A 4,436-nucleotide genomic window follows, 5' to 3' on the forward strand; every position below is an offset into this window, starting at 1 on the left:
AAATTTAACTACCACCCCCGTGCGGTAACACTCATAGTTGCCGGCCCCCCCGGCCCTGCCCGTGCCCCCGCCGCGATCGCCGTGCACCTCAGGCCGGGATCATCGGGGTCATCAACCGAGATCGCCAGTTTTCGTCGCTCTGACACGAATTGCTGGGATCGACTGCCCTGGTTGCCAGCGTCTGAGATGCTGAGGGTCCATCGAGGGAGGCTTCAGCCATGCAGTGGAAGATCCATGGGGAACGTCCGATCTACGAGAACCCATGGGTGAACCTGTGGCTGGCCGACATCGAGCAGCCCGATGGCCACCGCTGGGAACACCACGTGGTGAAACTGCGCCACCTCGCGGTAGCGGCAGTAGTGAACGACCAGAAGCAGGTCCTCATGATGTGGCGGCACCGCTTCATCACCAACACCTGGGCCTGGGAACTCCCGATGGGTCTCATCGAGCCGGATGAGACCCCGGCAGGGGCGGCGGTCCGCGAGACCCTGGAGGAGACCGGCTGGAAGATCGGCGAAGTCAAGCCACTGATCTACGCCCAACCGGCCAACGGAATCACCGACTCGGAGCACTTCGTCTTCCGGGCTGATGCCGTCGAGTACGTAGGCCCGCCGACAGAGCGCAACGAGTCCGACCGGATCGAGTGGGTCTCCCTGTCCGAGTTGCGCGGCATGATCGACCGCCGTGAGATCGTCAGCAGCGGCACACTCGTGGGCGTGCTGTACCTCCTGTTGGACGAGGCAGGCCTCTGATCACCCGGTCATGCCGGTGATCCGGTTGGACAGTTCCGCGACTGGGGCGCTGTTGCGGTAGGGCCTGAGGAGCTGGCAGAACTCCTGGAGGTGGGCCGTTACCCTGGGGGACTCGACACCTGCCGCCAACGTGAAGGCCTCCGATGCGGTCGTGCATGCCAATTCGACCTCTCGCTGCTGGATTTGGGTGCGCGCGAGCCAGAAGGTGTGGAACGCGCGCCCCCTGAGGTTCGCCGTCGGCTCGGCTTCCAGTCCTTCGGCGATAAGAGGCTCAGCAGCTTCGGCTTCGCCCAGCTGGCCAAGGGCGATGCCGGTGTCCACGGTGAGCTTGGTGCGGTCGAAATACTGAACCCAGCCAGGTCGTCATCTCCGTCAGCGATGCGCTCGAAGTGTCGATGTGCCTCGGTGATCGCGCGATGGCTGCCTCCCGATCGTGCGCACTTGCGTGGCCGAAGGCCTCGCGCATCGACAGCATGGCCAGCACCCGGGGTGTTCCAGCCGCAAGGCGCGCGTTGTCCTGTGCAGCTCGGGCCAGCGTGATCGCGTCCTGCGGTTTGTCTTGGTATGTCGCCTGGAGGCTCAGGCAGGCAAGCACATTGGCGATGAACGTTCGGTCGTCGATTTCTCGCGCGAACCGAAGTGATTCGGAGAAGTAGCCCTGCGCCGCGCTGTACTGCCGCGCGTCGAAGTAGGTCCAGCCGGCAAGGCGGGCGAGCTCGGCTGCGATGGCGTGGAGCCTGTGCCGGTAGTTCGGGTCTACGGTGTCCCGCATAACGCCCGTGACGTACCTGAGTTGGCCGATCACCGCAGGCCGGAGCGTCTCGCCGCCGTGCTGATCGTCTCGCATCCAATAGTCCTCGATGGAAACCTGGAGGGAGCGAAGGACATTCGGCGTGACCCTGGATCCAGCTGCGATAGCCAGGATGTCATCCAAGTCGCCTCCAGCTGACCGCGAAGCAGGCGCAGGCCCGACCGCCGAAGGCGAGCCTTCATGGGAGGCGGATGGCCGTTCCCAGGTGCGGTCTGCCAGGCCGAGCATGTGGCCGGGGATCCGTAAGCCGTCCGCGATGCGCTCGATGACGGCCATGTTGGTGATCTTCGGTCGTCCCTTCATCACTTCGCCCACCCTGCTGGGCGTCAGCTCACATGCCCGGGCGATGCGTGAAGGGTGGAATCCTGCTCTGCGCTTGGCAAGTTGGAAGATCCGCGCGAAGTCTCGATCCGCGCAGGCCGCCCTCATCTCGGGGTCCGCGAGCAGGCGATGCGGGAGCCCAGGCGACCCCATTGGCTCACTCACGACAGGCCCCCAGCGGCAGAAGGATCATCGCTCAGTGTTACTTGAGATAACTGAATGCAAGTTTACCCATCGTGGGTACACGCGCTGGCCTTATCTCAAAGCAGCTGACTCGGGATTCTGGTGGTCGTCCGGCGAGATGCCCGGAGCACCCGACTGAGACGGCCCCACCAATGAACTACATCGACACCGCCACGATCCCGAAGCCGCGCACCTGGGATGTCGAGCCGAACCCGGCGACCATCCGGCCGACGCGTCAACTGATCCGGTCCATCGCTGTCTCTTGGCGTGTTCCGTTGACGGACAACGCCTTGCGGGACGTGGAGTTGTGCAGTGATGAGGTGCTGGCCAACGCCATCAAGCACGTGCAGGAGCGATGCCGCGTCACGGTCCAGTGGACCGGCCTCCGCCTTCGGGTCGAGGTCGCGGACTGCAGCCCGCTGCCGCCGGTGAGCAGGATGGCGGACGACATGGCCACCGACGGCCGCGGCCTTCTCCTGGTTGGGGCCCTGGCTCACTCCTGGGGCTGGCATCCAGTGGAGGCGGGCAAGGTGGTGTGGTTCGAGGTGGTCCCCGACGAGGGTGTGATGGGAGACGTGCGGCTCGGCGCACTCGTCCTCGCGGCCCAACTTCGGGAGCGGCACAGGGGGTGGACGTCCAAGAGTGAGCTGGGGGCGGAGGTTGTGCGGTGACATCGCCTGCGGCCTTGTCCTGGCAGGAGATCCGCTCGATCGGCGCTACGCCGACGCCTGTTCGAAATCCTTAGCGGAGGAGGGAAAGTGCACGACCTCATCGCCAGCCCGTTCCTGGACGAGTACGTGTTGGTGCGCCCCGGCAGCCGTGGCGGCCTCCGGCTGCCGCAGGCCGACTACGAAGAACTGCGCAACCACGACCGCGCCCAGGTGGCCCCCGCATGGCTCGCGGAGGCAGTGGGCGCACAGTGGGCCGACCTGGACGTCGCCGGACTGCCGACGGCGGAGTTCCTGTTGGTCCGGCAGCCGTCCCCGTGGGGGTACTCCCGGGCGTCGTGGGAGATCAATCTCGGCTGCAACTATGCCTGCAAGCACTGCTGTCTGGGGCTCAAGGTCAACTCGGGCATGGCCCTGGCGGACAAGCTCACCTGCCTGCGCATCATGGCCGCAGCCGGTGTGCTGTGGCTCCAGATCACCGGCGGCGAGCCCACGGTGGACAAGGACTTCATCGCTTCCTACCGGACCGCGTTCGAGCTGGGCATGATGATCACGGTGTCGACGAACGCCTCGCTGCTGTGGCGCGAGAACCTGCTCGCCCTCTTCCGGGAGTGCCCGCCCTACCGGGTCACGGTGTCGATGTACGGCGCCGCGAAGGCCAGTTACGACGAACTGACGCAGCGCCCGGGTGCCTGGGACCTGTTCGTCCAGGGGATGAACGCCGCCCGCCACGCCAAGCTGCCGCTGCGGATGAGCATCGTCGTCACCGAGGACAACGCGGACGAGGAACAGGCGATGATCGATCTGTGCCGGTCGTGGGGGCTGGAGTACAACGTCTTCACCAACATGACGCCGACGATCTACGGCGGCGCCGAGTCGCTGACCGCGCAGTCCAAAGAGCACTTGCGGATGCGACGACCGTTCGCCGGGTGCAACGCGGGCCACACGTTCTTCCACGCCGACCCGCACGGTCTGGTGTCCATCTGCAAGATCGGCCGTGACGACCAGATCAGCCTTCCCGGCGAGGGGATCGACGGCCTCGCCCGGCTCGGCGCCATCGCTGACCGTCTCATGCTTCGCACTGGTGGCTGCTCCGGCTGCCGGCTCTCGGGGTCGTGCACTGTGTGCCGGCCGCTGGCCAAGCACTACCAGGAGGCGAAGGCACCACTCGCAAGTTACTGCCAGCACGGGATCAAGAAAGCAGGATGACCATGACCGCTGTAGCTGTCGAACTCTCCCCGAGGCGCCCCCTGCCGGGTGACGGCCCGTCCCAGCGTCTGCCGTACCTGACGCGGCCCCTCCAGGCCCCCGCCCAGCCGGTCACCGAGATCACCACCGTGGCTGACCTGGACGACATCATGGAGTCGATCAAGTGCTCGTGCTCCGCGGGCGACGACAACCCGCACTGATCGCGTTCGGTCGGTGACGCTCAGGCCCTGGCGCGGTTCGCGTCAGGGCCTGAGGCCTGTGCGGGAGCCGAGTAGCGTGGGTTCATGGGATTCCGCTGGGACTGGATGCGTCCCCGAATGTCCGCGCCGTACCTGCCGACACTCGGCCCCCTGCATCCCGAGGCCCTAACTGATCGTTTCAGAATGAGTTGAGCTGCACCCTTGTACTCGACGATCTTGGTCGGCAGGCTGTCCGGGTGAGTGTCGATCTTGTTCCGGATGACCTGTGGGAGCGGGTGGCTCCGCTGCTGCC

6 protein-coding genes are annotated in these 4,436 nt (G+C 65.8%); 4 read left to right on the forward strand and 2 right to left on the reverse strand.

All coding sequences use genetic code 11. From position 1 onward, the window contains the following. Window positions 1-218 precede the first annotated feature (218 nt). A complete protein-coding gene (locus ACFV8H_RS41180; protein WP_380409883.1) occupies window positions 219-752 on the forward strand; it encodes an NUDIX hydrolase in 534 nt (177 codons plus the stop codon). Here ACFV8H_RS41180 and ACFV8H_RS41185 read toward each other — a convergent pair whose 3' ends face one another. After that, window positions 753-1,073 carry a hypothetical protein gene (locus ACFV8H_RS41185; RefSeq protein WP_380409885.1) on the reverse strand — a complete coding sequence of 107 codons (321 nt, stop codon included), beginning with the start codon at window positions 1,071-1,073 and terminating at the stop codon, window positions 753-755. Further along, window positions 1,024-1,839, reverse strand: a complete 816-nt coding sequence (locus ACFV8H_RS41190) for a hypothetical protein (protein WP_380409887.1) — start codon at window positions 1,837-1,839, stop codon at window positions 1,024-1,026. The genes ACFV8H_RS41185 and ACFV8H_RS41190 overlap by 50 nt, the downstream gene beginning before the upstream one ends. A gap of 380 nt (window positions 1,840-2,219) precedes the next feature. Between ACFV8H_RS41190 and ACFV8H_RS41195 the strand changes: the two genes are divergently transcribed. The 3 genes from ACFV8H_RS41195 to ACFV8H_RS41205 all read left to right on the forward strand — a co-directional run bounded on the left by ACFV8H_RS41195 (window position 2,220) and on the right by ACFV8H_RS41205 (window position 4,144). Next, window positions 2,220-2,738 carry an ATP-binding protein gene (locus tag ACFV8H_RS41195; RefSeq protein ID WP_380409889.1) on the forward strand — a complete coding sequence of 173 codons (519 nt, stop codon included), beginning with the start codon at window positions 2,220-2,222 and terminating at the stop codon, window positions 2,736-2,738. 87 nt (window positions 2,739-2,825) lie between these two features. Continuing rightward, the gene (locus tag ACFV8H_RS41200; RefSeq protein ID WP_380409891.1) at window positions 2,826-3,944 is read left to right on the forward strand and encodes a radical SAM protein; all 1,119 of its coding nucleotides are present in this window, start codon (window positions 2,826-2,828) and stop codon (window positions 3,942-3,944) included. A gap of 2 nt (window positions 3,945-3,946) precedes the next feature. Next, on the forward strand, window positions 3,947-4,144 hold the full coding sequence (locus tag ACFV8H_RS41205; RefSeq protein WP_380409893.1) for a hypothetical protein: 198 nt from the start codon (window positions 3,947-3,949) through the stop codon (window positions 4,142-4,144). Window positions 4,145-4,436: the final 292 nt, after the last annotated feature.

The organism is Kitasatospora sp. NPDC059827 (assembly GCF_042731675.1).
In the GTDB taxonomy this organism is placed as follows: Bacteria; Actinomycetota; Actinomycetes; order Streptomycetales; family Streptomycetaceae; genus Kitasatospora.

Bases quoted from the DNA above. Each gene is read 5' to 3' on its own strand.
- ACFV8H_RS41180 (WP_380409883.1), top strand. From the start codon at position 219: ATGCAGTGGAAGATCCATGGGGAACGTCCGATCTACGAGAACCCATGG.
- ACFV8H_RS41190 (WP_380409887.1), bottom strand. From the start codon at position 1,839: ATGGCCGTCATCGAGCGCATCGCGGACGGCTTACGGATCCCCGGCCAC.
- ACFV8H_RS41195 (WP_380409889.1), top strand. From the start codon at position 2,220: ATGAACTACATCGACACCGCCACGATCCCGAAGCCGCGCACCTGGGAT.
- ACFV8H_RS41205 (WP_380409893.1), top strand. From the start codon at position 3,947: ATGACCGCTGTAGCTGTCGAACTCTCCCCGAGGCGCCCCCTGCCGGGT.